Annotated in this window: 27 protein-coding genes, 1 tRNA gene and 1 riboswitch; of the genes, 13 read left to right on the top strand and 15 right to left on the bottom strand. The window is 66.7% G+C overall.

From position 1 onward, the window contains the following. Window positions 1–269 precede the first annotated feature (269 nt). Window positions 270–1574: a hemolysin family protein gene (locus AC5P7U_RS15010; protein ID WP_197564752.1), complete on the top strand. Its 1305-nt coding sequence runs from the start codon at window positions 270–272 to the stop codon at window positions 1572–1574. Next, window positions 1558–2217 (top strand): exopolysaccharide biosynthesis protein, encoded by a 660-nt coding sequence (locus AC5P7U_RS15005; RefSeq protein ID WP_164085881.1) that lies wholly within the window; start codon window positions 1558–1560, stop codon window positions 2215–2217. The genes AC5P7U_RS15010 and AC5P7U_RS15005 overlap by 17 nt, the downstream gene beginning before the upstream one ends. 92 nt (window positions 2218–2309) lie before the next feature. Here the strand turns inward: AC5P7U_RS15005 and AC5P7U_RS15000 are convergent, their stop codons facing one another. The 4 genes from AC5P7U_RS15000 to AC5P7U_RS14985 form a co-directional block, all read right to left on the bottom strand. Continuing rightward, entirely contained in the window at window positions 2310–2807 is a 498-nt protein-coding gene (locus tag AC5P7U_RS15000; protein ID WP_006431271.1) for a pyridoxamine 5'-phosphate oxidase family protein, read from the bottom strand. A gap of 69 nt (window positions 2808–2876) precedes the next feature. Continuing rightward, window positions 2877–3872, bottom strand: a complete 996-nt coding sequence (locus AC5P7U_RS14995; RefSeq protein ID WP_308307928.1) for an LLM class flavin-dependent oxidoreductase — start codon at window positions 3870–3872, stop codon at window positions 2877–2879. Between the two features lie 208 nt (window positions 3873–4080). Continuing rightward, window positions 4081–4848 carry a sulfurtransferase gene (locus AC5P7U_RS14990; RefSeq protein WP_414555014.1) on the bottom strand — a complete coding sequence of 256 codons (768 nt, stop codon included), beginning with the start codon at window positions 4846–4848 and terminating at the stop codon, window positions 4081–4083. Window positions 4849–5128: 280 nt separating this feature from the next. Further along, window positions 5129–5494, bottom strand: coding sequence for a DUF6164 family protein (locus AC5P7U_RS14985; protein ID WP_006430802.1), 366 nt, complete (start codon window positions 5492–5494; stop codon window positions 5129–5131). A gap of 70 nt (window positions 5495–5564) precedes the next feature. On the opposite strand from AC5P7U_RS14985, the gene AC5P7U_RS14980 reads away from it, so the two are divergent. Together AC5P7U_RS14980 and AC5P7U_RS14975 are read left to right on the top strand one after the other, a co-directional pair. After that, window positions 5565–5999, top strand: a complete 435-nt coding sequence (locus AC5P7U_RS14980) for an FKBP-type peptidyl-prolyl cis-trans isomerase (RefSeq protein WP_049456389.1) — start codon at window positions 5565–5567, stop codon at window positions 5997–5999. After that, window positions 5986–7233 (top strand): TIGR03862 family flavoprotein, encoded by a 1248-nt coding sequence (locus tag AC5P7U_RS14975; protein WP_197563457.1) that lies wholly within the window; start codon window positions 5986–5988, stop codon window positions 7231–7233. Before AC5P7U_RS14980 ends, AC5P7U_RS14975 begins: the two co-directional genes overlap by 14 nt. A 70-nt stretch (window positions 7234–7303) precedes the next feature. Here AC5P7U_RS14975 and AC5P7U_RS14970 read toward each other — a convergent pair whose 3' ends face one another. The 4 genes from AC5P7U_RS14970 to AC5P7U_RS14955 form a co-directional block, all read right to left on the bottom strand. Further along, entirely contained in the window at window positions 7304–7765 is a 462-nt protein-coding gene (locus tag AC5P7U_RS14970) for a GNAT family N-acetyltransferase (RefSeq protein WP_197563455.1), read from the bottom strand. A gap of 85 nt (window positions 7766–7850) precedes the next feature. Beyond that, the gene (locus tag AC5P7U_RS14965) at window positions 7851–9473 is read right to left on the bottom strand and encodes an FMN-binding glutamate synthase family protein (RefSeq protein ID WP_197563453.1); all 1623 of its coding nucleotides are present in this window, start codon (window positions 9471–9473) and stop codon (window positions 7851–7853) included. 55 nt (window positions 9474–9528) lie between these two features. Continuing rightward, window positions 9529–10815 carry a nucleotide sugar dehydrogenase gene (locus AC5P7U_RS14960; RefSeq protein ID WP_197563451.1) on the bottom strand — a complete coding sequence of 429 codons (1287 nt, stop codon included), beginning with the start codon at window positions 10813–10815 and terminating at the stop codon, window positions 9529–9531. Between the two features lie 141 nt (window positions 10816–10956). Then, window positions 10957–11391 (bottom strand): BLUF domain-containing protein, encoded by a 435-nt coding sequence (locus AC5P7U_RS14955; protein ID WP_006430513.1) that lies wholly within the window; start codon window positions 11389–11391, stop codon window positions 10957–10959. A 131-nt stretch (window positions 11392–11522) separates the two neighbouring features. Here AC5P7U_RS14955 and AC5P7U_RS14950 point away from each other — a divergent pair. Next, window positions 11523–11609: transfer RNA gene (locus AC5P7U_RS14950), tRNA-Leu, on the top strand. A 56-nt stretch (window positions 11610–11665) separates the two neighbouring features. Then, window positions 11666–12136: a hypothetical protein gene (locus AC5P7U_RS14945; protein ID WP_197563449.1), complete on the top strand. Its 471-nt coding sequence runs from the start codon at window positions 11666–11668 to the stop codon at window positions 12134–12136. Window positions 12137–12140: 4 nt separating this feature from the next. On the opposite strand, the gene hemN is transcribed toward AC5P7U_RS14945, so the two are convergent. Both hemN and AC5P7U_RS14935 read right to left on the bottom strand, forming a co-directional pair. Continuing rightward, window positions 12141–13550: an oxygen-independent coproporphyrinogen III oxidase gene (gene hemN / locus AC5P7U_RS14940; protein ID WP_006430510.1), complete on the bottom strand. Its 1410-nt coding sequence runs from the start codon at window positions 13548–13550 to the stop codon at window positions 12141–12143. A 44-nt stretch (window positions 13551–13594) separates the two neighbouring features. Next, on the bottom strand, window positions 13595–14035 hold the full coding sequence (locus tag AC5P7U_RS14935; RefSeq protein ID WP_197563447.1) for a group III truncated hemoglobin: 441 nt from the start codon (window positions 14033–14035) through the stop codon (window positions 13595–13597). Between the two features lie 178 nt (window positions 14036–14213). On the opposite strand from AC5P7U_RS14935, the gene AC5P7U_RS14930 reads away from it, so the two are divergent. Both AC5P7U_RS14930 and AC5P7U_RS14925 read left to right on the top strand, forming a co-directional pair. Further along, window positions 14214–14501 (top strand): hypothetical protein, encoded by a 288-nt coding sequence (locus AC5P7U_RS14930; protein ID WP_197563445.1) that lies wholly within the window; start codon window positions 14214–14216, stop codon window positions 14499–14501. Next, the gene (locus AC5P7U_RS14925; protein ID WP_197563443.1) at window positions 14498–15547 is read left to right on the top strand and encodes a 4Fe-4S dicluster domain-containing protein; all 1050 of its coding nucleotides are present in this window, start codon (window positions 14498–14500) and stop codon (window positions 15545–15547) included. The genes AC5P7U_RS14930 and AC5P7U_RS14925 overlap by 4 nt, the downstream gene beginning before the upstream one ends. Window position 15548: 1 nt before the next feature. On the opposite strand, the gene AC5P7U_RS14920 is transcribed toward AC5P7U_RS14925, so the two are convergent. Next, the gene (locus AC5P7U_RS14920) at window positions 15549–15785 is read right to left on the bottom strand and encodes a hypothetical protein (RefSeq protein ID WP_008267971.1); all 237 of its coding nucleotides are present in this window, start codon (window positions 15783–15785) and stop codon (window positions 15549–15551) included. 353 nt (window positions 15786–16138) lie between these two features. Continuing rightward, a complete protein-coding gene (locus tag AC5P7U_RS14915) occupies window positions 16139–16348 on the bottom strand; it encodes a helix-turn-helix domain-containing protein (RefSeq protein ID WP_080376007.1) in 210 nt (69 codons plus the stop codon). Window positions 16349–16459: 111 nt separating this feature from the next. Between AC5P7U_RS14915 and AC5P7U_RS14910 the strand changes: the two genes are divergently transcribed. Beyond that, window positions 16460–16861, top strand: coding sequence for an XRE family transcriptional regulator (locus AC5P7U_RS14910; RefSeq protein WP_040008084.1), 402 nt, complete (start codon window positions 16460–16462; stop codon window positions 16859–16861). A gap of 22 nt (window positions 16862–16883) precedes the next feature. Then, window positions 16884–16947, top strand: a riboswitch (Fluoride riboswitch). Between the two features lie 82 nt (window positions 16948–17029). Beyond that, on the top strand, window positions 17030–17422 hold the full coding sequence (gene crcB / locus AC5P7U_RS14905; RefSeq protein WP_006430497.1) for a fluoride efflux transporter CrcB: 393 nt from the start codon (window positions 17030–17032) through the stop codon (window positions 17420–17422). Window positions 17423–17425: 3 nt separating this feature from the next. Here crcB and AC5P7U_RS14900 read toward each other — a convergent pair whose 3' ends face one another. Further along, window positions 17426–18259, bottom strand: coding sequence for an AraC family transcriptional regulator (locus AC5P7U_RS14900; protein WP_006430494.1), 834 nt, complete (start codon window positions 18257–18259; stop codon window positions 17426–17428). Between the two features lie 221 nt (window positions 18260–18480). On the opposite strand from AC5P7U_RS14900, the gene AC5P7U_RS14895 reads away from it, so the two are divergent. The 3 genes from AC5P7U_RS14895 to AC5P7U_RS14885 all read left to right on the top strand — a co-directional run bounded on the left by AC5P7U_RS14895 (window position 18481) and on the right by AC5P7U_RS14885 (window position 20731). After that, window positions 18481–19557 carry an alpha/beta hydrolase family protein gene (locus tag AC5P7U_RS14895; RefSeq protein WP_006430492.1) on the top strand — a complete coding sequence of 359 codons (1077 nt, stop codon included), beginning with the start codon at window positions 18481–18483 and terminating at the stop codon, window positions 19555–19557. Between the two features lie 90 nt (window positions 19558–19647). After that, complete coding sequence (locus AC5P7U_RS14890) at window positions 19648–19848, top strand: hypothetical protein (RefSeq protein ID WP_040008088.1); 201 nt, start codon at window positions 19648–19650, stop codon at window positions 19846–19848. 118 nt (window positions 19849–19966) lie between these two features. Further along, the gene (locus AC5P7U_RS14885) at window positions 19967–20731 is read left to right on the top strand and encodes an acyl-CoA thioesterase domain-containing protein (RefSeq protein ID WP_197563441.1); all 765 of its coding nucleotides are present in this window, start codon (window positions 19967–19969) and stop codon (window positions 20729–20731) included. Window positions 20732–20746: 15 nt separating this feature from the next. On the opposite strand, the gene AC5P7U_RS14880 is transcribed toward AC5P7U_RS14885, so the two are convergent. Together AC5P7U_RS14880 and AC5P7U_RS14875 are read right to left on the bottom strand one after the other, a co-directional pair. Continuing rightward, window positions 20747–21016: a hypothetical protein gene (locus tag AC5P7U_RS14880; RefSeq protein WP_049456400.1), complete on the bottom strand. Its 270-nt coding sequence runs from the start codon at window positions 21014–21016 to the stop codon at window positions 20747–20749. Between the two features lie 125 nt (window positions 21017–21141). Beyond that, the gene (locus AC5P7U_RS14875; protein ID WP_197563440.1) at window positions 21142–21846 is read right to left on the bottom strand and encodes an ArsR/SmtB family transcription factor; all 705 of its coding nucleotides are present in this window, start codon (window positions 21844–21846) and stop codon (window positions 21142–21144) included. Between the last annotated feature and the right edge of the window lie 56 nt (window positions 21847–21902).

The raw sequence follows: 21902 nt of genomic DNA, 5'->3' as shown, positions 1-21902 counted from the left end.
GGAAGGACGGCACCAGACGGAATTATGACGGCTAGATGACCATCTCGGGTATCCCTGCCCCCTTTCCGGGCCTTGGCCCGCCCAACCTGAACAGGCAGTTGCCACCCTGCCACGCCCCTTTGCTAAGATGCCAGCGCGCCTTCGGGCGCACCTTATGGACGACGACCCTTATCCCCCAGCGCCGCGCCGGACCCCGCTCCTGAGCGCCAGCCGCCATCGCAAGCACCCGCCCTCCCTGCCACCAACCGGGGACGACGCCCGTGTTTGAAATGATCCTGATTGTCTTCGCGCTTGTTCTGCTGAACGGCTTCTTCGCCATGTCCGAGATGTCGGTCATGACCTCACGCAAGAGCCGCCTGAAGCAGATGGCCGCAACCTCCAAGCGGGCCGCCAAGGCACTGGAGCTGTCGGAAAAGCCGGAGAGCTTCCTGTCCACCGTGCAGATCGGCATCACCGTGATCGGCGTGCTGACCGGCTACCTCGGCGGTGAAGCGCTGGGCGAGGCCTTCGCCGGCTGGATCCAGGGCCTGATGCCGGGTTTTGCCTACGCTGGCAACGTCGGCACCGCACTGGCGGTGAGCCTGATCACCTTCATCACGCTGATCTTCGGCGAACTGGTGCCCAAGCGCCTGGCGCTGACCCGCTCGGAGGCCATTGCCGGCCTGGTGGCGATGCCGATGAGCTGGCTGGCCAAGCTGGCCCTGCCCTTCGTCTGGCTGTTGTCGAAGACCACCCAGCTGGTGCTGCGCCTGTTCGGCCTGGGCAAGGATGAAGTCGCCTCGGTAACCGAAGAAGAGATCCGCATGCTGGTGGCCGAAAGCCACGAGGCCGGCGTGATCGACGCCCACGAGCGCGACATGATGAACCGTGTCATGCGCCTGGGCGACCGCACCGCCGACAGCCTGATGACCCCGCGCAACCGCATTGCCTGGCTCGACACCCAGGCCGGGCTGGAGCGCAACCTGGAGATCATGGCCGAGCACGAGTTCTCGCGGTACCCGGTGTACCGCGACAACGACATGGACGTGGTCGGCGTGCTCGAGCTGAAGTCGCTGGCCACGCGCATGGCGCGCGGCGACACCGCGCTGTTCCAGACCCTGCGCGAGCCGCTGTACGTTTCCGAATCGACCCATGCGATGAAGCTGCTGGAGATCTTCCGCGAGGAACAGCAGTCGATGGCGCTGGTTGTGGATGAGTACGGCGAGATCCAGGGCCTGGTGACCATCAGCGACCTGATGGGGGCGGTGGTCGGCCGCCTGCAGGCGGTGGAGAACGCCGACGAGGATGCGCTGGTGGTGACCCGCGAGGATGGCTCGCTGCTGGTGGATGGCTCGCTGCCGATCGAGGACCTGCGTGAGCTGATCGGCAGCAACGACCTGCCCGATGCCGAGGACGGCGACTACTACACGCTGGCCGGCATGTGCATCCACTACTTCGGCCGCATCCCGCATGCCGGCGAATACTTCGACTGGGCCGGCTGGCGATTCGAAGTCGTCGACCTGGACGGTGCGCGGGTGGACAAGCTGCTGCTGCGCACGCTGTCCGACGAGCAGGCCGATGAGCTTACCGCCTGAGGCCGGCCAGGGTCCGGGCGCCGAGCGCCCGGCCTACCGCAACGAGGGCATCCGGACCCTGCTGGAGATGTTCGCCTCGGGCGACCCGGCCGAGCACATGCCGCTCGGCCAGATCCTGTGCAACCTGCAACAGAGCGCGTTCGGCGTGTTCCTGTTCGTGGCGATCCTGCCGTCGTTCATCCCGATCCCGGGCATGGGCGGCGCGGTCAGCGGCCCGCTGGTGATCCTGATCGGCCTGCAGATGCTGTGCTGCCTGCGGCGCCCCTGGCTGCCCGGCTTCATCGCCCGGCGCGGGCCGAAGCGCGGCACCATGCACCGCTTCCTCGACCGCATCGACCGCCCGCTGCGGCGCCTGGACAAGATGCTGAAACCGCGCCTGTCGCAGCTGCTGACCCCGCTGCCGGCGCACGCGTTTACCGGCCTGCTGCTGGTGCTGTTGGGCGTTCTGCTGTCGCTGCCGATCCCGTTCACCAACTTCCTGTTCGGCTTCCAGCTGCTGCTGTTCGCGCTGGCATTGCTGGAACGCGATGGCGCGCTGATGCTGTTCAACTGGATTGCCGCGCTGGCGGCCATCGCGTTCTTTGGTTTCAGTTCCGGGCAACTGGTGGGCTACACGGTGGAGCTGTTCCAGCGCTGGTTCTGAACCGGAGCCCGGTAGAGCCGGCCGCTGGCCGGCTGCCACGTTTGCAGGATTGCCGGCCAGCGGCCGGCACTACCGGTACCGGACATCAGCCATCAGCGCAGGTCGATGAATCCGTTGTCGGCCAACTGTCCCGGTTCGTCCTGCACCGCCGACAGCACGAACGTCAGCGCCTTGCCCAGCAGCGTACCCGGGCCATCCCAGTACTCGGCCGAATCGGCCCGCACATGGATCAGGCGCAGGTTGGGATCCTCCTTGCCACCAGGGAAGAACAGCTTCATTGCCGGCGACCACAGTTCCTCGATCTTCGCGCGATCATCCACCACGCGAGCGCGACCGGACACCGACACATACGTGTTCTTCGAGGGCGAGGCATAGGCCACGTTCACCCGCGGATCGAGTGCGATCTCGGCCACCTTCGGGCTGTCGGCGGTGATGACGAACCACAGGTCACCGCCGAACGCGACCTGCTGGGTGGCCAGCGGCCGGCTGTAGAGGCGGCCATCCACCCCGGTGGTGGTGAACATCGCCACCTCCACGTCCTTGATCAGTTCGGCCAGCTGGGCGATGTGTTCGGCACGGGTATCGGCCATGGGGGGGGCTCCATTGGGATGAGCCCCCATCAGACGCGGTGTGGCTGCAACAGCCCGTGACGCAAGTGTTCAGCCCGCGTGGCGAGCGTGCCAGGCGTGCATCGCCAGTTCGAACGAACGCAGGCGCGCACGGTGGTCATACAGGTTGGCGGTGAGCATCAGTTCGTCGGGCGCGTGCCGTTCGACGAAGGCGGCGATGCCGTCGGCCACCTGCTGCGGATCACCCAGCACGGTGCAGGCCAATGCCCGCTCCACGCCCAGTTTTTCATGCGGTTCCCAGAAGGTTTCGATGTCGTCGATCGGTGCCGGGATCTTGCCCGGGCGACCGCGCCGCAGGTTGACGAAACTCTGCTGCTGGCTGGTGAACAGGCGGCGCGACTCGGCTTCGCTGTCGCTGGCAACAACGTTCAGCGCCAGCATCGCGTGCGGCTGCTTCAGCGTGGCCGAGGGGCGGAACTCGCGGCGATAGACCGCCAGCGCTTCGTCCATCACGTCCGGGGCGAAGTGCGAGGCGAACGCGTACGGCAGGCCCATCGAAGCGGCCATGCGCGCCCCGAACAGGCTCGAACCCAGGATCCAGGTCGGTACGCGCAGGCCGCCACCGGGAACCGCCTGCACGGCCTGGCCGGGCTGCACCGGCTCGAAATAGTGAAGCAGCTCGCGCACGTCCTGCGGGAACTGGTCGGCACTGTCGAAGTAGCGGCGCAGAGCGCGTGCGGTGGGCTGGTCGGTGCCGGGCGCCCGGCCCAGGCCGAGGTCGATGCGGTCGGGATACAGCGAGGCCAGCGTGCCGAACTGTTCGGCCACCTGCAGCGGCGCGTGGTTGGGCAGCATGATGCCGCCGGCACCGACGCGGATGCGCTTGGTGCCACCGGCCACATGGCCGATCAGCACGGCCGTGGCCGCACTGGCGATGCCGGGCATGTTGTGGTGTTCGGCCAGCCAGTAGCGGCGGTAGCCCAGCGCATCGGCGTGCTGGGCCAGTTCCAGCATGTTGGCGAAGGCGGCGGTGGTGTCACTGCCCTCGCAGACCGGGGCCAGGTCGAGAATCGACAACGGGATCATCAGCGGTTTTCCGTCACAGGATTCCCCATGCATGGGGTCGGCCAGGCACGGCGGCCAGTGACGATGGCGGGATGCTGATTCCTGCGGGATGGGTTCAGGGCCCGCCGGGCAGGGCCTGGGGCGCCACGCGTGTCGGGTAGTGCCGGCCGCTGGCCGGCAGACAGACAGCCCTTGCAGCCGGCCAGCGGCCGGCTCTACCAAAGTGCGGTCAGAACGCGCTGGGGCGCGGTTCGGGCAGTGGCTGGTCGACCATCGGCTTCAGCTCGGCATCCAGCGCCACGCGCTCGTCGAACACGAAACAGCGGCCTTCGTAGCCCTCGCCACCGACGTCCTCGAAATAGCCGAGGATGCCGCCGTCCAGCTGCAGCACGTTGTCCATGCCGTCGTTGACCATCCACAGTGCGGCCTTCTCGCAGCGGATACCGCCGGTGCAGAAGCTGACCACGGTGCTGCCCTTCAGCGCCTCACGGTGCGGCGCCAGCGCCTCGGGCAGGTCGGTGAACTTGTGGATGGGCAGCACCAGTGCATCCTTGAAGGTGCCGTATTCCACTTCCTGCAGGTTGCGGGTGTCGAGCATCACCACCGGCTTGCCGGCGTCGTCGTGGCCCTGCCGCAGCCAGCGCTGCACCGTGGCCGGATCGACCGCCGGAGCACGCGGGTACTCCAGCGGCTGGCCATCATCGCGGCGGAAACTGATGATCTCGTCCTTCACCTTGGCCTTCAGCCGCGCAAACGGCTGGTGCTCGCTGAGGCTGGTCTTGACCCGCATATCGGCAAAACGTGCATCGGCGTGCAGCGCCGCGTAGAAGCCCTCGACCGACGCCGGCGCACCGGCGAGGAACAGGTTCAGCCCCTCGCCCGCCACCAGGATCGTGCCCCGCAGCCCAGCCGCCTCGGCACGCGCCAGCAGCTGGTCGCACAGGACCTGGGGAGCGTCGATGACGGCGAAATGGTAGGCGGCGGTATTGGCGATCATTCCGCCATTTTAGCGCCAGACCATCCCAGGAGCGGACTTGCCCGTTCATCCACGCATGGCATGGATCTGCGGAAGACCGCGGAGACTGTCAGGGCGGGGCGGTGTGGGCAGGCGGGACCGTTGGCGCCATGGATGGCGCCATCGAGCCCCCAGGGATGGGTTTACGGCGTGTCCCGCCTGCCCACACCGCCCTGCCATCCCACGGAATGCCTGCTTTTGCTGTTGCCGGCCAGCGGCCGGCACTACCGGGTGCCGGGTGCAACCCGGCCGGAAGCCCCCTTTACCCCCGCAACAGCATGAACGGCAGCAGCACCAGCGCCGCCGCGCCCGCCATCCCCAGCAGCACCAGCACCACGAACACCGGCCGCCTCCGCAACAGGCTGCCGAACGTCTCCGCCGTGCCGTCGCGCAGCGCCTGCTCGCGTTCTGCACGCACGCGCTCGCCGCGCGCGCCCTGATACTCGGCCATCAGCGCCTTCGCACGCGGATGATCGGCATCCTCGCGCAGCCACAGGCCGCCGTTGGAGATACCCCAGGGGCTGGGTTCGGTGCGATACCAGGCGATGCCATGCTGATCCAGCAGCGTGCAGACATCGGCATATTCGTCGTCGCCGACGTTGCGCAGATTGAGCAGAAGTTTTGCCATGCTCCCATGATACCCGGCACCGATGCGCTACCCTTGCCGCCCTCACCCTGCGCCCTTCCGGAGACGCCCGATGCGCCGCCTGCTGCTTCCCCTGCTGCTGTCCCTCGCCGCCGCTGGCTGTTCGACCGAGCCCTCCGGCCCGCCGCCGGGTGGCACCCTGACCACCTTCGAGCGCATCGACAGCGTGCCCGGCACCGGTGCCGAGGCTGTCGCCGGCAGCAAGGTCACCGTGCACTACACCGGCTGGATCTACGACAACCGCACCGAGACCAGGCACGGCAAGACCTTCGACAGCTCGGTCAGCCGCGGCGAACCGTTCACTTTCGCACTCGGCGCCGGCCAGGTCATCCGTGGCTGGGATGAAGGCGTGGCCGGCATGAAGGTTGGCGGCAAGCGCACGTTGATGATCCCGCCGGACTACGGCTACGGCGACCGCCGGGTCGGCCCGATTCCGGCCGGCTCGTCGCTGGTGTTCGACGTCGAGCTGCTCGATGTCAAACCGTAATACCGCAATGCAGCGTCGGGTCGCCGTGATCGGCGGTGGCCCGGCCGGCCTGTTCGCCGCCGAGCGCCTGCGTGCGGCCGGGCTGGACGTCGACCTGTACGAGGCCAAGGGTTCGCCCGGCCGCAAGTTCCTGATCGCCGGCAAGGGTGGGCTCAACCTCACCCATTCCGATCCGCGGCCGCTGTTCGACAGCCGTTACCGCGAGCAGGCGGCGGCCGTCGGCCAGTGGCTGGACGGCTTCGACGCACAGGCACTGCGTGACTGGGCCGCCGGTTTCGGCGTGGAGACCTACGTGGGCAGCTCCGGCCGCGTGTTCCCGGTCGACCGCAAGGCCGCGCCACTGCTGCGCGGCTGGGTGCGCCGGCTGAAGGAACAAGGCGTACGCCTGCATGCCAACCATCGCTGGATCGGCTGGAGCAACGACGGCGCGCTGCGCTTCGTCACCGAAGCGGGCGAGATCGATGTCCATGCCGATGCCACGGTGCTGGCGATGGGCGGCGGCAGCTGGCCGCAGCTGGGCAGTGATGGCGCCTGGGTAGCGCCTCTGCAGGCCCGTGGCGTGGACATTGCGCCCCTGCAGTCGGCCAATTGCGGTTTCGACGTGGAGTGGACGCCGTTCTTCGCCCAGCGCAATGCCGGCGCACCGTTGAAACCGGTGGTTGCGCACTGGATCGACCTGGCCGGACAGCCGCAATCGTTGCAGGGCGAATGCGTAGCCAGCGAATACGGTATCGAAGGCAGCCTGGTCTACGCGCTGGCGGCTGACCTGCGCGAGACCATCAACCGCGATGGCCACGCCATGCTGTGGCTGGATCTGGCGCCGGGCCGCGACGAGGCACGCCTGCTGGCCGACCTGTCGCGCCCGCGCAAGGGCCGCAGCTTCGGCGAGCACCTGCGCCGGCAGGCCGGCCTGGATGCAGTGAAGGCGGCGCTGGTGTTCGAGATCCTCGGCAAGGAGGCCGGCAACGATCTGACTGCCGTGGCCTCCACGCTCAAGCGGCTGCCGTTGCGCCTGCTGCGGCCACGACCGATGGCCGAAGTGATCAGCACGGCCGGTGGCGTACGCCTGGATGCACTGGATGATGGCCTGATGCTGCAGGCCTTGCCCGGCGTGTTCTGTGCCGGCGAGATGCTCGATTGGGAGGCTCCGACCGGCGGCTATCTTCTTACTGCCTGTTACGCCAGCGGCCTGCGTGCGGCGGAAGGTGTGATCGGATGGTTGGCCGGGCGGTAAAGCCTGCCCTGTAGAGTCGAGCCATGCTCGACTGGATGGAAAAGGAGTCGAGCCTACAATCGCCGGGCGGTCACCACGGCCGGCGCATGCTCACCGAGGCCAGCGCCACGCCGCTGGGATGCGGGTAGGCTTCCTCACGCACGGTAATGAAGCCCTGCCGTTGGTAGAACGGCACGGCATTGAGCGAGGCCGACAGCACCACCTCACGCTCACGGTCGGCCATCGCCAGCAGGCGCTGCATCAGGGCCTGGCCGATCCCCTTGCCGCCCCGGTCCGGATCAACGAACAACGCATCGACTTCATTGGCATCGGTATCGAACACGCCGAAGCCAAGCAGGGCGCCCTGCGCATCCTCGGCCACCACGCAGCCGCCCTGCCCCAGCAGCCGCGCGTACTGCGACGGCGGTGGCGAGGCCGACCAGGGCGCGATCACCTCCGGCGGGTAATGGCTGCTGCAGGTCTCGCGCACACACCGCGTGCGCAGCGCCCACAGCGTGGCTACATCATCGGCCGTGCCTGTTCTGAACTGCATGACATCTCCTTGTAGAGTCGAGCTTGCTCGACTGTTCTTCGTTCCAGGCACGCAGTCGAGCATGGCTCGGACTCTACAACGGCAGCTACCGAGACTTGCTGGCGCGCAGTGCCTGGATCTTCGGCGGCGGCTGGAACGAGTCGCTGCGCGCATCGGCCCAGAATGCATGGAACACCGCGTGGTCGGGCACCTTGTGCAGCAGCTCGCCCGGTTCCAGGTAGCGGTACAGGGAGGCCAGCGAACGGATCTCGACCGGCGAAACGCGACGCAGGATGTGCTCAGGCCCCAGTTCGGCCGGATCGTTCAGCCCGGCCGCACACAGCAGTTCCTTCAAGGCATGCAGTGTGTGCTCGTGGTAGCTGTGCACGCGCGTGGCCTTGTCTGGTGCGTCCAGATGCTTCCAGCGCGCCGGATTCTGGGTGGCGATGCCGGTCGGGCACTTGTCGGTGTGGCAGCTCAACGACTGGATGCAACCCAGCGCGAACATGAAGCCACGCCCGGCATTGCACCAGTCGGCGCCCAGTGCGATGGTGCGCGCGATGTCGAATGCACTGGTGATCTTGCCGGCCGCGCCGATGCGGATGCGCTCGCGCAGGTCCAGGCCGACCAGCGTGTTGTGCACCAGCAGCAGCGCTTCGTGCATCGGCACGCCGACGTGGTCGACGAACTCGGCCGGTGCCGCACCGGTGCCGCCCTCGGCACCGTCGACCACGATGAAGTCGGGAAGCAGACCGGTTTCCTGCATCGCCTTGGCGATACCGAACCATTCCCAGGGGTGGCCGATGGCCAGCTTGAAACCCACCGGTTTGCCACCGGACAACTCGCGCAGGCGCGCGACGAACTGCAGCAGTTCGACAGGTGTCGAGAACGCCGAGTGACGCGACGGCGACACGCAGTCCACGCCCATCGGCACGCCACGGGTCACCGAGATCTCGGCGGTCACCTTCGGTGCCGGAAGCACGCCACCGTGGCCCGGCTTGGCGCCCTGCGACAGCTTGATCTCGATCATCCTGACCTGATCGCGGGTGGCGTTGGCGACGAAGCGCTCTTCGCTGAAGGCACCCTTTTCGTCACGGCAACCGAAATAGCCGGAGCCGATTTCCCAGACCAGATCGCCGCCCATCTCGCGGTGATAGGGCGAGATCGAGCCTTCGCCGGTGTCGTGGTAGAAGCCACCGCGGCGCGCCCCTTCGTTCAACGCACGGATCGCATTGGCCGACAGCGAGCCGAAGCTCATCGCCGAGATGTTGAACACGCTGGCCGAATAGGGCTTGGCGCAGTTGGCGCCGATCAGCACGCGGAAATCATGCTTGGCGATGGAGGTGGGTGCCAGCGAATGGTTGATCCACTCGTAGTCCACCGCATAGGTGCTGCGCAGGGTACCGAACGGCACCGTGTCCATCTCGTTCTTGGCGCGCTGGTAGATCAATGCACGCTGCTGCCGCGAGAACGGCACGTCTTCCAGGTCGCTCTGCACGAAGTACTGGCGGATCTCCGGGCCGATCGATTCCAGGCCGTAGCGGAAATGCGCCATCACCGGATAGTTGCGGCGCAGCGTGCTGCGCTTCTGCAGCAGATCCCAGGTCCCCAGCGCCACCATCGCGGCAGTCAGGCCGACGCCCCAGTACCAGGCCGGCCAGATCGTGGCCAGCCACAGGCATATCGGGAACATCAGGATGGCGAGCAGGTAGACGATATACCGGTGCATGGCTTTCCTCGGTTGCAACTGTCCCCGAGTCTACCGCGCCGCCCGTCCGCCGGGTTTACAGGCGATCGTCAACCACGTTGCGCGGCCAGGCCGATTTCACGTCGTAGACCAGTCCCCCGGGGGCCAGCAGGCCCCGGATCTGGGCTTCATCCATCGCCTTGAAACGGGCATGGGCCACTGCCAGCACCACTGCGTCATAGCTTCCCGCCACGGGTTCGGCCAGCCAGTGCACACCTTCATCGGCCAGCGCCGCGGGGCCGACCCACGGGTCACTGACTTCAACCCGCGCACCGGCATCGCGCAGGCGCTGCGCAAGCTCCAGCGCGCGGCTGTTGCGCAGGTCAGGGCAATCCTCCTTGAAGGTCACGCCCAGCACCAGGATCCGCGCCTGTGCCGGCGCACGACCATGCTCGGCCAGCATCGCCAGCACGCGCGCCGCCACGTGCTCGCCGACACGGTTGTTGACCTGCCGCGCGGTATGGATCAGGTCCGGGTGGTAGCCCACGCTCTCGGACTTGTGCAGCAGGTAGTACGGGTCCACGCCGATGCAGTGGCCGCCGACCAGGCCCGGCCGGAACGGCAGGAAGTTCCACTTGCTGCCCGCCGCATCGAGCACATCCTGGGTATCGATGCCGAGCCGGTCGAAGATCAGCGCCAGTTCGTTGACCAGCGCGATGTTGACGTCACGCTGGATGTTCTCAACCACCTTGGCCGCTTCGGCCACGCGCATCGACGGCGCCGGAAACGTGCCCGCCGCGATGATGCGCTGGTACAGGCCATCGATCACCGCAGCGGCTTCTGGCGTCGAACCGGAGGTGATCTTGCGGATGTCGGACAGGCGCCGCTGGCGATCGCCGGGGCTGACCCGTTCCGGGCTGTAGCCGCAGGAGAAATCCTGGTTGAAGCGCAGGCCCGAGCCCTGCTCCAGCAGCGGCACGCAGACTTCCTCCGTGGTGCCCGGATACACCGTGGATTCGTAGATCACCAGATCGCCCTCGCGCAGATGGCTGGCGATCAGGCGGGTGGCCGAACGCAGCGGCTCCAGATCGGGCTGCTCGCAGGCATCGATCGGGGTCGGCACGGTCACGATGTAGACATTGCAGGCATCAAGCAGGGCCGCATCGCTGCCGTACTGCAGCTGATGCGCGCTGGCCAGCTCTTCAGCCTCCACTTCCAGCGTGTGGTCCTGGCCCCTGCGCAGCTCGGCGATGCGGCCGGCATCGATATCGAAACCCAGGGTCGGCCAGTGGCGACCGAACGACACCGCCAGTGGCAGGCCGACGTAACCCAGGCCGATCACTGCCAGGCGCGGCGCCACGGCCGCCGCGACCGGCGCGCTCATCGGCGCATTTCCTGCAACGGATGCAATCGCGCTCGCGTTGCCATGGCTTCGGCCCACACACTCATTCGCTGTACCACTCCGGGAAACCCACACCAGAAAGGCTACAGCCTAAGGCCCCGGCGCGCCGCCGCCAAGGCGGGCTCAGGAGCCCAGCGCGACCGCCGCCGGCTCCAGCTCGCCGTCTGCGCCGGTCCAGGCCTGCAGCAGGCGTTCGAAGCCACCACTGCCGAGCAGGAAACCCGGCCATGCCGCCTCGACGATCTGCGATAGCAGGTCCGCCTCGATCCTGCGGGTACCCATCGACCAGCGCGGAAACGCCCGCTGCAGCACCGGTGCCCGGCACAGCATCTTCACCTGTCCATGGCTGCGCGCATTGACGATGCGCTGGAACACCGAATCGATGCCATCTTCCGGGCCTTCCAGATACTGCAGGAAACGCGTCCCATCGAACATCAGGACACCGGTGACACCCGCTACGCGATTGAATGCCGTGGCATCGGCCAGCAGGCGATCAAGATCGGTTGTCTGCAGATCGGCACGGGCCTCACTGGCATAGGCAATCGCGTGTAGCGACATCAGGTGGCTCCCCCCCTGGGAACGATGGCTGGGACTATGACATGAATAGGAACGACAGTTAAGCACGCCACTCCCCCTGGAGGATCAGGCCACGGCGCGGTGGGTGGGCTACAATCGGCGCCGCGCTGCAGGCCCGGATGGCGAAACTGGTAGACGCATCGGACTTAAAATCCGCCGGGGGCAACCCCATGCCGGTTCGATTCCGGCTCCGGGCACCAACATCGCAGCACAGGATGGCGTCCGCCCTTCGGGGCATTGCACAAGGAACCCGCACATGAAGACTTCTGCCCTGATGCTTGCCCTGCTCTGCACCTCCAGTCTTCCGGCGATGGCGCAGTCGTCGCTGACCCAGCGCGTGACGTCCGATACGTCCCGAACGGAATACAGCGACGGCTCCACGGCGACAAGCAGGCGTGACATCTCCGGGAACGTACACCGCCGCTACAGTGATGGCAGATCGTCTTCGACGAGACAGATCGACATTTCGGGGAACACCCGCACCGAGTACAGCGATGGCAGTTATTCGACCTCGAGCAAGGACAGCTCCGGCAACGTCCGTACCCGCTACAGCGACGGCAGCACCTCGTACTCGCGCACCGATATCGGTGGAAGGACCCGCACCGAGTACAGTGACGGCAGCTATTCCACCTCCTATACCGACATAGGCGGCCGGGTCCACACGACCCACTGCGGCTATGGCATGGCCGCTCGCAATCCGGAGCGCGGTGTCGGCAGGAAGCGCTGAGTTTTCAGATCGCACGCGAGTAACGCGGCTGCTCATGCGCCGCGCGCAGGTACGGATCGAAGCACATCGCCAGCAGCCGCAGCAGCGGCCGTCCCGGCTCGCTGGCACGCACCACGCCCTCGCGATACTCCGCCAGACCGTCCTCCTGCAGCCGCTGCACCGACCGCAGGTCTTCGGCGAAGTACCGCTCGAAATCCACGCCGTGGCGCTGGCCCAGCACAGCGCCATCCACCTCGCCCTGGCACATCAGCTGCTGGATCAGTTCCGCGCGCAGCTGGTCGTCGGCGCTCAATGCCACGCCGCGCCAGACCGGCAGCTGGCCCTGGTCCACCGCGTCCTCCCACGACGGCAGGTCGCGCGGATTCTGGCTGTAGGTGGCACCAATGTGGCTGATCGCACTCACGCCCAGGCCCAGCAGATCGGTATCGGCGTGGGTGGTGTACCCCATGAAATTGCGATGCAGCTGGCCTGCGCGCTGCGCGCGTGACAGATCCTCTTCCGGCAACGCGAAGTGATCCATACCGATGTACTGGTAGCCAGCCGCGGAGAGCTTCTCGACCGCCAGGCCCAGCAGCGCCAGCTTGTCTTCCGGCGAGGGCAAGCGGCGTTCGTCGATCTGCTTCTGTGCGCGGAACAGGTGCGGCAGATGTGCGTAGCCATACACCGCCAGGCGATCCGGGCGCAGGGCCAGCACCCGCTCAAGGGTACGGCCGAACCCCTCCAGGCTCTGCCCGGGAAGGCCATAGATCAGGTCAACGTTGACCGAGCGCATGCCGCTGTCGCGGCAGGCCTGCAGGATATCCAGCGTCTGCTGCACGCCCTGTATGCGGTTGATCGACTCCTGTACGTGCGGATCAAAGTCCTGCACACCCAGGCTGGCGCGGTTGAAACCCAGCCGCGCCAGCATGGCGACGTCGTGGGTATCGATGAAGCGCGGGTCGAGTTCGATCGAGAAATCACGCTGTGGCGAATCGCTGAAATCGAAGCGGCGGCGCAGGCCTTCCACCAGGGTGGTCATCGCCTCGGCATCGAGGAAGTTCGGTGTGCCCCCGCCCAGGTGCAGCTGGATGACCTCACGGCCGTCCTCGAACTGCGGCGCCAGCAGGTCGGCCTCGGCCAGCACGCGCGAGACGTAGCTGTGGCCACGGCCGCGATCGCGGGTGATCACCCGGTTGCAGCCGCAGTAGAAGCAGGGGCTGGAACAGAACGGCACATGCACGTACAGCGACAGCGCGCGGGCCAGCTGGTTGCTGTCGGCGATCGCCTGACGCAGTGCCGGCGCGTCGAAGCCGTCGTGGAAATGCGGCGCGGTCGGGTACGAGGTATAGCGCGGCCCGGGCCGATCGTGGCGGCGCAACAGGTCGGGGTCGAAGGTCCAGGCCAGGCCGCCGGCAGCGGGAGAGAACGTGTCCATGGCGCCAGCATCGCGCCGGGCGGCCGTCGCCGCCTTGACCCAGATCAATCCTTGGCGGGGATGCCCAGCACCGGCAGGCCGACCTGCGGCCAGCGCAGCATCTGGTAGCGTTTCCAGAAGGTGTCACCGATGCGTGCGGCCACGTCGTTGGCCAGCGCCTGCATCGGCGGGTTGTTGCATTCGGCGGTGGTGATGCGGAACAGCACCAGCCAGCGGTCGAACAGGTCCTTGTCCAGCTCGATGGCCATGTGCTTGGACATCGGCGAGCCCTTGAAGCGACGGGTAGCGCGCAGCATCGCCGACCAGAAGTCGACCAGCTGCGCCAGGTGCTCCGGCCAGTCGTGGACATGTGCCTCGAACACCGGCCCCAACCGCTCTTCTTCGCGCACGCGCGCATAGAAGTCGTGGACCAGGCGGGTCACTTCCTGCTCGGTACACAACTCGAGCGAGGCAACGGGGATGACAGGCGGAGGCGTAGCGTTCATCGGGTACCCAAAGCGTGCCGGCAGTGTGCCGCAGCCGGCCGGCACCGCCGTTGATCCAGATCAATGTCGGCGCAGTTCGCTGCCCCTAGGCTGGCACGCTTGCAGGAAGCATGCCCTGCGGATGCTGCGCCGGATCAGGCGGAGTATACGCGCCGCCCCCTTTCCGATCCGGGACAGCATGAACAGACCCTCCCTCAGCCGTCGCCAGCAGTTGGTCCAGCAATGGGGCGCGATCCTCTGGCCCAGTTTCATCGCTGCCGGCGTGGCCAGCGTGGTGTTCTTCGCCTTCGTCGATCCGTTGCGCCTGCAGGCCATCAGCTTCCCGGAAACCACCATCAGCCGCGAGCTGGGCTATACCGCAGGCTTTTTCATGTTCTGGACGGTGACGGCGCTGTCCAGCGCGGTCACCTGGTACCTGCAACGGCCGATGCCAAGCGACGACGACGACGAGCTGCCACTGGGATGAGTACGCCCTGCTCCGCGACGGCACGCCCGCGACACTGGCGAAGCAACCTCAGCGCAGGCCTGCTTGCACTGTTCTATACCCTGCCCTGGTTGCGCTGGGACGATCATCAGGCCGTGCTGCTGGACATCAATGCCCGGCGCTTCGACCTGTTCGGCTGGACGCTGTGGCCGGGTGACGTCGGAGTGATGATCGGTCTGTTGGCGGTGCTGGCGGTGAGCCTTGCGCTGCTCACCCATCTGGCCGGACGCATCTGGTGCGGCCATGCCTGCCCGCAGACGTTGTGGCGAGGTGCCTTCGACTGGATCGGCCGCACCGTGTCCCGGGCACTGCCGCCGGCACTGGCGCGGCCGGCCACGCAGCTTGCATGGGGCCTGCTGTCGTTGTGGACCGGAATCACCTTTGTCGGCCTGTTCAGCCCGATCGCCGGGCTGGTGGCTGCCGCGCCGCACGCCGCCTGGAGTGGCGGGGAAACGTTCTGGGTACTGTTCTACGCCGCTGCCACCTGGGGCAATGCCGGCTTCCTGCGTGAGCAGGTCTGCCGTTCGCTGTGCCCGTTCGCACGCCTGCAGCCATTGCTGACCGATCCACACACACCACGCGTGCTGTATGACGCCCGTCGCGGCGAGCCACGCGGAGCGCGCCCATTTGGCCAGGGCGGTGTACTCGGTCGCGGCCGTGGTCTGCTCGACCCGACCACCGCGCAGGACTACGCGTTTCGTGCCGCGCATCCGCTGCTGGCAGGACCGATGCCGACCTTCAGCGCTGACCGCCTGGGTGACTGTACCGACTGCAACGCCTGTGTCAGCGCCTGCCCGATGCAGCTGGACATCCGCCAGGGGCCGCAGGCCGATTGCCTGGCCTGCGGCGCCTGCCTGGACGCCTGTGCACAACAGCAGCACCGGGCTGGTTTCGGGTCGGGGCTGCTGCGCTACTGCAGTCCGCAGGTGATGACCGGCCAGCCGCCGCGCTGGTGGCGACCGCGGACCCTGGCCCTGTTGTCTCTGCTGCTGGCGCTGCTTGCCTGTGGCGCTTGGCGCCTGCTCTGAATCAGCGCGGCCCGTCGGCGTGCGGCGGAACCAGCTGCGCACGGCGGACGATGCCCAGCTGCTCGATGATCAGCGCCATTTCATTGGTGACTTCGGTACGCTCGGTGCCCTGCGGGACCAGGCGATCGAGCACCTGCTGGTAGGTATCCCAGAACGCCGGACCGCATCCGTGTTTGTGATAGCTGGCTTCCAGTTCGCGGCGTACCCGTTCAGCCAAGCCATGCATGCCGTATTCCATACGACCTCCGTTGGACTTGTTCTGCATCGTTGACGGTCTACCGACTCACTTGCGTGCTACTGAAAGACTCCCGGGCTTCACGTCCGGTTGATGCCAATTAGTCATAAATTTCACGACAGGTCAATTACATGCATCGACTTTCGTGATCGAAATTATTAATCGTTCACAAAACAACATACGGTGCCCCGGCCATGCCGGATGGGTTGAACCCGACGTGCCACCTGCCCGGCAGACGACGACCTTCTATTGACCACACTGATCGAGTTCTCTGGAACCATCGAATTTGCCCATTTTGCTAAGTCTACTTAGCAAATGCCGCTTAGTGTGCTAGATGCGACAAAACACGGCGCAAATCAGATGGATTCGCTGCCTGGCGCGTCGGTTGCAGGGAACAGATGCGGGTAGCGCTGACGCAGGATGTACTGCCGCAGGGCAGGAATCGGAAGGTCCTTAGGCCATTGCGACACTGCGGATCGGCTTATGCCAAAGAAGCGGGCCAGTTCGGCATCGGTCCTCAGTCCCAGCCGGGTACGCACCTGCCGTTTGCTCCAGAATTCGGTCACGGTCGGTTCTTCTGTTAACCAGACTTATTCTTGCGGCAAGGTTTCTTGGCATTCCACGCGTTAAGCTGGCTTGCATAGATGAATACTCTCGGCCAACGACTCGCCGCCGCCATGAAGAAAGCCGGGCACCCTCGCCCGGCCGACCTGGCCCGCGCCGCAAAATCCACAACGGCAACCATCAGCAACTGGCTCAATGACCATGTGAGCGCCTCCCATGTGAAGGCCGCACAGCTGTTCCGCATTGCGGACGCAGCCAAGCTGGACGCGCGCGAGCTGCTGTACGGGGTGACCGGGCGCGGCGTAGGCGAACCCGGCAATGCCTACATCCCCAGCCAGGCCCATCTGGATGTCTGGCAGGACGCCTACGAGCTGGTCAGCCACCTGGTGGCCGAGAACGGGCTGGAGATCGACCACCGTCGCCATGCCGCGCTGGACCTGCTTGCGTTCGAGCTGTTGATGGATGGCTTCAGCCGCAGCAAGGTCGCCCGCGTACTGACGACCTCGATGACGTAAACGCACTGCCGCTGGTAGCATGGGCCGCGATGGGGATGGAGCTCCCCCGATAACCGCCTGCAAGGGCTGATGGCTCCTGCCAAGACGAACCCGGTGTTCGTCGACGGCAGGCCGTGCCTGCCCTCGGCGTTCGCCATCGGACCTGCGAACCCGTACTCGAGGCACACGATGCAAGCGTTGAACAATTATTTCCTGGTCTTCATCGGAGGCGGCCTGGGTGCCTGCCTGCGCCACGCCTGCAACCTGATCGGCGCCCGCGTGGCGGTCGGCAGCCCCTGGCCCTGGTCGACCTTCCTGATCAACATCAGCGGCGCGCTGCTGATGGGCGTGGTGGTCGAGGCTTTTGCCCTGCGCAACGGCGCTTCACCCCAGCTGCGACTGCTGCTGGCCACCGGCATTCTGGGCGGTTACACCACGTTCTCGACCTATGCGCTGGAGATCGGCCTGCTGCTGCAGCGCGGCCAGCATGGGCTGGCAGCGCTGTACGCCGGGGGCTCGGTGGCCCTGGGCCTGGCGGGCCTGTTCGGCGGCATGAAGCTGGCCCGGCTGGTGCTGGGCTGACGATCAGGCAGCGCTGGCGCGCGCCTGCACACGCCATTCCCGGGGCGACTGCCCGGTGTGTGCCTTGAACGCCCGCGACAGGGCGGCCTCGCTGCCATAACCGACGTCGTCGGCGATCCGCTTCAAAGGCCGGCCCTGGCGCAGTGCCTGCTGGGCCAACCCCACCCGCCAGCCCTGCAGGTAGTGGCCCGGCGTGGTACCCATCGCCTCGCGGAAACTGGCCGCGAACACGCTGCGCGACATGCCCGCCACATCGGCCAGGTCTTCCAGCGTCCACGCCTGTGCGGGCGCTTCGTGCATCGCCACCAGCGCCAACCGCAGGCGCGGATGACCGAGCCCGGCGAACAGGCCACCACGCATCTCGCCACCTTCCATCAGCTGGCGCAGTACCTGGATCATCACCACCTCGAACAGCCGGTTGACCATTGCCGCACGCCCGCAGCGCTGCTCGAAGGCCTCTTCGAACAGCAGCTCCAGCGCGGCATGGCCGCCGTACAGATCGGCCAGCGGCAGGCAGATGAAATCGGGCAGCGCAGCGCTGATCGGATTAAGCCGGCCGCCTTCGAAATGCAGGTTGGCGCAGGCCATGTCGGCACCCTGCTGCGGTTCGGTGATGAACCGGTGGGGCATCGGCCGGGGGTACAGCAGCAGGCTGGGGGCGTCGACCTGCACCGTCTGCGAGCCATGGCTGACCTGCAGCGGGCCCCGCCGCACCAGGTGCAGCTGGCCAGCCTCATCCTCGCCTTCCAGGGTGTTGATGCCGCACAACGCGCCGGCATGGAACACCGAGGCGGTGACCGAGAAGCGTTCGAGCAGGATGGCGAGGCGGTCGACCATGACAGGACTCCAGATCAAACGGAATTACTTCAATACGACAGATCGTATCGGATTCACCGCGCCACTGGGCGAACCGGCCGGCGGCTCTACCTGAAAGTGCCGCGAGGGCTGCATGGCCGTGACGGCCACGCGACCGACCGGCACTTCCCTGCGGCAATGCAGCGCGCGCAGCATTCCCGGGGCATCTATGCTCGGCGCCATTCCCGGATGGAACGACCACGATGCGCTGCTTGCTTCGTTGCGCCCTCGCTCTCGGCCTGCTGCTGCCGTCGACATCGTTGCTGGCCGCGCCAGCCACTGCACCACGCGCACTCAGTGGCGAACTGCAGGGAGCGCCGTGGCGCCTGGACGTGCCGGCCGGATGGAACGGCGACCTGGTGATGCTGGCGCATGGCTATGAGCCGGTGGGCGTGCCGCGCACCACGCCGATGACCGCCAACGACAGCACCGCAACACTGCTGGCCGCCGGTTACGCAGTCGCGCAGAGCGCGTATTCCAGCCAGGGTTGGGCCGTAGCCGATGCGATCACCGACATGGAGCGCCTGCGCCGGCACGCGCTGGACGAACTCAAGCGCGTGCGCAGCACCTGGATGCTCGGATTCTCGATGGGCGGCGCGGTGGCCATCGCCAGCCTCGAGCGATATCCGCAGCACTACGCCGGGGGCGCCTCGCTGTGCGGCGCCAACCTCAGTGGCGAGCAGATCGCCGCCAACCTGCTGACCACGCTGGTCGCGTTCGATTACTTCTTCCCCAACGCAGACGGCCTGCCGACCACCGGGCTGGCTTCGCCGGAAGCGGCCGCGCTGCCACAGGCAACCCTGTATCAAGGCATTGCCAATGCGCTGCAGCGGAACCCGGAACATGCCGCCGTGCTGGCCAGGCAGTTGCAGGTCTCTACTGACGCGCTGGCCGGTACGATCAGCCTGCACGCACTGGTCCTGCACGAACTGGCTGCGCGCAGTGGCGGCATGCCGGTGGGCAACAGGGGCGTGATCTACCGCGGCTTCGGTGACGATACGGCGTTCAATGCCGGTGTACGGCGTGTCGACGCCGTGCCTGCCGCGCAGGCCGATGTCCGCACGAAGCTGGCACTGAGCGGTGCCTTGAAGCGGCCGTTGGTGATCCAGTTCAACCACAACGATCCCACCATCGTGCCGCACATGCAGGCGGTGTATCCGCAGCTGGCGGCGCAAGCCGGCGCACGGCCCTTGCCACGGGTCCTGCCTGCGGCGGGCGCCGGGCATTGTGGTTTCTCTGAAGCCGACGTGCTCGAGGCGTTGAAGGCTGCACAGCGGTGAAAACAACGCGTGTCGCGGTGCGTCAAGGCCGCGCTGGAAGGACTGCTATGGTAGCCCCGCCCATTGATGGGCAGACAAAGGACTGACGTGATGATCAAGACGACCTTGAAGACCGTGATGCTCCTTGGCATGGCCGTGACCGGCCTGGCCTTCGCCGCAGGACCCTGTGAATTCTGCAGCCAGCAGTACGAGTACTGTCTGCGCGCAAACTCAGGCCCACTGGCCAAGACACCCGCAGAATGCCTGGCCCAGTACAAGATGTGCCGCGAAATGGATTGCCAGTCGTCCTGACCGGCATCCGGCCGGCTCCTGCGGGAGCCGGCTCCTCCCGCTGCGGTGCCGAACGCTTACGATGCAGAGACCGGTGGAGTTCCTGCCACCTTCCTTCCCTGCTGAAGCAACGCACTCGATGGCCTTCTTCGAACGACTGAGCGAGACCCGCTACCTGCCGACCGAACATACCGGCGGCGCCTGGAACATCCGCGAGCAGCACATCGCGCCGGCGATCGGCCTGCTCGCCCACCACCTGGAGCGTGATGCCGCGGCGCGTGGCCATGGCTTCCTGATCGCGCGCCTGTCCTACGACATCCTCGGCACCATTCCGATCGAAGCGATGGAGGCCGACGTACAGGTGCTGCGAGGTGGCCGCACCATCGAGCTGGTCGAGGCCACGCTGCGGCATGACGATCGCCCGGCTCTGCGCGCGCGCGCCTGGTTGATGCGCCCGAACGACACCGAGGCGATCGCCGGCACGCCGATTCCAGGCATTGCTCCACCGGAATCGATGCCGGCGTGGGACCCGGGCACGGTCTGGCCCGGTGGCTTCATCCAGAGCATCGAGATCCGTCGCCACGACCAGGGCCCCGGCCGCGCAACCTACTGGGCACGCGCAACACAGCCGCTGCTGGATAGAGAAATGGTCAGCCCATTGGCCCGCGCCGCGACGCTGTTCGACCTGTCCAACGGCATGGCGGTACGTGCCGATCCGAAGGAGGTCGCCTTCCCCAACCTGGACCTCACCGCTCACCTGTTCGGCATGCCCGAAGGCGAGTGGCTGGGCTTCGACACGTCGGTGTCGTTCGGCCGCCTCGGCATCGGCCTGACCAGCACCGTGCTGCATGATGCGCGCGGCCCGATCGGAGCACTCGGCCAGGCGCTGACGGTGCGCCCGTAAACGCAACGGGCGGCGTCAGCCGCCCAGCGTACCCATCGTGAAGGTGTAACCCGAACTCATCAGGAACTCGCGCATGCGCATTTCCGCGCGGCGCGGTGAGGCCAGATTGGCCGGTGCATACAGCGCGTAGACCACGCCCGCGCCCTCAACGGCCTCGCGGCGCACCCCGCAGTGCCGGGTCTCCGAAGCAATCACCCATCCATCCTTCAACCGGTCGGGGCCAATCGACTGGCCGTTCATCAGCCGGAACGTCAACCAGCGTACTTCCGCAGCGGATTTGTTCATTGCCGGCGCCCCGGCTGTGTATTGCGATTCATCGTGTCCTTGCTCGCCATTGCAGCTCCCTAAGACTTGGAACTCGACCATAGCGCCTCCCCATGTCGCGGGCGGATGAGACTGGTCAACGCCGCTCAGGATGGCAGGCCAAACCGCTTCCACAGCGCCTCGCGCCCGGGCGGTGTCAGTCGCAGTTCTCGCCGGCCGTCCACGCGCCGCAGCCAATCATTCTTCACGAAGCTGTCCAGCATCGCCTCACCGACCAGCCCGGCCAGATGCGGGCGCCGCTCCGTGCAATCCAGGCAACCGCGGCAATAGCGTGCGGGCTTGCTGGTTGCAGGGCGCTGCAGCACCTCGACCAGCGGCTGGCCGAGCGCCTTCAGGAACTCGGCCCCCTCCGGAGTCACTTGCCAATAGCCATCACACGGCAAAAGGTGCCCGGCCTGCAGCAGGCGATCGGTGATGGCCACGGCATGCACACCCGCCAGATGCCTGTAGCAGGAGCGCGCCTCGCGCAGCGCCGGCATGCTGCGCGACGCAGCCGCGGTGCAGGACGGCGTGCGGTCGGCAACCCGCAGGATGCCCTCCAGCATGTCCGCGACCTCGGTGGACGCCAGTCGATGGTAGCGGTGGCGGCCCTGCGGGATGGCGACCAGCAGATCGCCTTCGATCAGGCGACGCAGATGCGTGCTCGCCGTCTGTGGCGTCACCCCGGCCACCCGCGCCAGTTCCATCGCGGTGTAGGCGCGGCCATCCATCAGCTGCAGCAGCATCGCGGCGCGTGCCTGGTCACCGACCAGGGCACCGACGCTGACAAGGGAACCGGAGGTGTGGACCATGCCGGCATTGTGGCATGCAAGGCCCAGCCGACAGTTCGATGCAGGCCGAAGCATTG

The organism is Stenotrophomonas sp. YJH_SMC_57, from assembly GCF_059369755.1.
The sequence above is the reverse complement of the archived record's forward strand: the minus strand, read 5'-3'. Positions and strand labels throughout refer to the sequence as shown.

Excerpts from the sequence above, each read along its gene's own strand:
- AC5P7U_RS14970 (WP_197563455.1), bottom strand. The coding sequence starts at position 7,765 with ATGCAGTTCAGAACAGGCACGGCCGATGATGTAGCCACGCTGTGGGCG.
- AC5P7U_RS15000 (WP_006431271.1), bottom strand. The coding sequence starts at position 2,807 with ATGGCCGATACCCGTGCCGAACACATCGCCCAGCTGGCCGAACTGATC.
- AC5P7U_RS14880 (WP_049456400.1), bottom strand. The coding sequence starts at position 21,016 with ATGAACAAATCCGCTGCGGAAGTACGCTGGTTGACGTTCCGGCTGATG.
- AC5P7U_RS15005 (WP_164085881.1), top strand. The coding sequence starts at position 1,558 with ATGAGCTTACCGCCTGAGGCCGGCCAGGGTCCGGGCGCCGAGCGCCCG.
- AC5P7U_RS14965 (WP_197563453.1), bottom strand. The coding sequence starts at position 9,473 with ATGCACCGGTATATCGTCTACCTGCTCGCCATCCTGATGTTCCCGATA.
- crcB (WP_006430497.1), top strand. The coding sequence starts at position 17,030 with ATGCAAGCGTTGAACAATTATTTCCTGGTCTTCATCGGAGGCGGCCTG.
- AC5P7U_RS14920 (WP_008267971.1), bottom strand. The coding sequence starts at position 15,785 with ATGGAATACGGCATGCATGGCTTGGCTGAACGGGTACGCCGCGAACTG.
- AC5P7U_RS14935 (WP_197563447.1), bottom strand. The coding sequence starts at position 14,035 with ATGAACGCTACGCCTCCGCCTGTCATCCCCGTTGCCTCGCTCGAGTTG.
- AC5P7U_RS14995 (WP_308307928.1), bottom strand. The coding sequence starts at position 3,872 with ATGATCCCGTTGTCGATTCTCGACCTGGCCCCGGTCTGCGAGGGCAGT.
- AC5P7U_RS14885 (WP_197563441.1), top strand. The coding sequence starts at position 19,967 with ATGGCCTTCTTCGAACGACTGAGCGAGACCCGCTACCTGCCGACCGAA.
- AC5P7U_RS14900 (WP_006430494.1), bottom strand. The coding sequence starts at position 18,259 with ATGGTCGACCGCCTCGCCATCCTGCTCGAACGCTTCTCGGTCACCGCC.
- AC5P7U_RS14955 (WP_006430513.1), bottom strand. The coding sequence starts at position 11,391 with ATGTCGCTACACGCGATTGCCTATGCCAGTGAGGCCCGTGCCGATCTG.
- AC5P7U_RS14960 (WP_197563451.1), bottom strand. The coding sequence starts at position 10,815 with ATGAGCGCGCCGGTCGCGGCGGCCGTGGCGCCGCGCCTGGCAGTGATC.
- AC5P7U_RS14945 (WP_197563449.1), top strand. The coding sequence starts at position 11,666 with ATGAAGACTTCTGCCCTGATGCTTGCCCTGCTCTGCACCTCCAGTCTT.
- AC5P7U_RS14895 (WP_006430492.1), top strand. The coding sequence starts at position 18,481 with ATGCGCTGCTTGCTTCGTTGCGCCCTCGCTCTCGGCCTGCTGCTGCCG.
- AC5P7U_RS14985 (WP_006430802.1), bottom strand. The coding sequence starts at position 5,494 with ATGGCAAAACTTCTGCTCAATCTGCGCAACGTCGGCGACGACGAATAT.
- AC5P7U_RS14975 (WP_197563457.1), top strand. The coding sequence starts at position 5,986 with ATGTCAAACCGTAATACCGCAATGCAGCGTCGGGTCGCCGTGATCGGC.
- AC5P7U_RS14930 (WP_197563445.1), top strand. The coding sequence starts at position 14,214 with ATGAACAGACCCTCCCTCAGCCGTCGCCAGCAGTTGGTCCAGCAATGG.
- AC5P7U_RS14910 (WP_040008084.1), top strand. The coding sequence starts at position 16,460 with ATGAAGAAAGCCGGGCACCCTCGCCCGGCCGACCTGGCCCGCGCCGCA.
- AC5P7U_RS14980 (WP_049456389.1), top strand. The coding sequence starts at position 5,565 with ATGCGCCGCCTGCTGCTTCCCCTGCTGCTGTCCCTCGCCGCCGCTGGC.
- AC5P7U_RS14925 (WP_197563443.1), top strand. The coding sequence starts at position 14,498 with ATGAGTACGCCCTGCTCCGCGACGGCACGCCCGCGACACTGGCGAAGC.
- AC5P7U_RS14890 (WP_040008088.1), top strand. The coding sequence starts at position 19,648 with ATGATCAAGACGACCTTGAAGACCGTGATGCTCCTTGGCATGGCCGTG.
- AC5P7U_RS14990 (WP_414555014.1), bottom strand. The coding sequence starts at position 4,848 with ATGATCGCCAATACCGCCGCCTACCATTTCGCCGTCATCGACGCTCCC.
- AC5P7U_RS14875 (WP_197563440.1), bottom strand. The coding sequence starts at position 21,846 with ATGGTCCACACCTCCGGTTCCCTTGTCAGCGTCGGTGCCCTGGTCGGT.
- AC5P7U_RS15010 (WP_197564752.1), top strand. The coding sequence starts at position 270 with ATGATCCTGATTGTCTTCGCGCTTGTTCTGCTGAACGGCTTCTTCGCC.
- hemN (WP_006430510.1), bottom strand. The coding sequence starts at position 13,550 with ATGGACACGTTCTCTCCCGCTGCCGGCGGCCTGGCCTGGACCTTCGAC.